The sequence below is a fragment of the Acinetobacter sp. 228 genome (assembly GCF_048147885.1).
Map to the genome: position 1 here is coordinate 1 of NZ_JAYWYV010000597.1, position 1,033 is coordinate 1,033.

Annotated in this window: 1 pseudogene; it reads left to right on the forward strand. The window is 35.9% G+C overall.

The window, feature by feature from the left end:
• Positions 1-78 precede the first annotated feature (78 nt).
• A pseudogene (locus tag VXQ92_RS21125) lies at positions 79-1,033 on the forward strand (hypothetical protein); the annotation flags it as partial.

Here is a 1,033-nt window from a genome sequence, read left to right on the forward strand (position 1 = left end):
TGATGATAACCATCCGATTCGTTTGCATTTCTTTATTGGTCCACAACTTTAAAAATAAAATTTTATTAGGTTTATTTTATGGCGGAAGTAGAACAGCAGCCCACTTCGGCACCTAGCTCTCCTAAGAAGCGACGTATTTTGCGTAGCTTCTTGCTGACAATCTTGATCATACTTTTATTACTTGTTGCTTCCATCATTATTATGATGTCGACTGACCGTGGAAGCCGTTTTTTATTAGATCGTGTTTTACAAGCTCAGCAAGTCATTAAATATGAATATGAGGGGGGTAATTTACTCAGGGGAATTATTCTTAAAAATATTATTGTTCAGTTAAAAGAAGTTGACGTTACTTTAGATAGAGCTGATGTCCGTTTAGGGTGGCGTTCTTTAATATTAGAAAAAGAAGTGCATTTGAGCAATGCAGATGTCCGTAACCTAGTTATTATTAACAAAGCTCCGCCATCGGATAAGCCATTTGAGTTTAAACCCATTAAATTACCATTTGTGCTTCGTGTAGATGTTGGAGATGTTGATCATTTAGAAATTAAAAATTCAGGTTCTGTCGTAAATTTCCATGATGTTCATTTAAATGATGCTTTGTGGTCAGAGACAAAACTGAAATTTGAAAATTCAAGTATGGATATGGGGTATCTTTCTGTTCATAACGCAACAGGAAATATGGACTTTAGCGGTAAATATCCACTGAATGCGACTGCAGATTTAAGAATTCCTTCTTTAAAAAGTTTAAACATCCAAAATATTAAGGTGGCAGCGCGAGGTAGTTTAGATACCTTGCAAGCCGGTGTGGCAACGACAACACCAGATTTATTAACAGGTTGGGTTGTTTTACATCCTGTTCGTCATGAAGTGCCTATGCAAGGTGCATTGTTACTCAAAAATTATCACTTGCCTTTACTGGTTGAGCAAAAATTATTTGCTAAAAACGGTGTAATTAAATTTCAAGGTGATATTAAACAACTCAACTTAGCACTTGAGACAGATTTAAAAGGGGAGAATTTACCTGAAGGCCAGT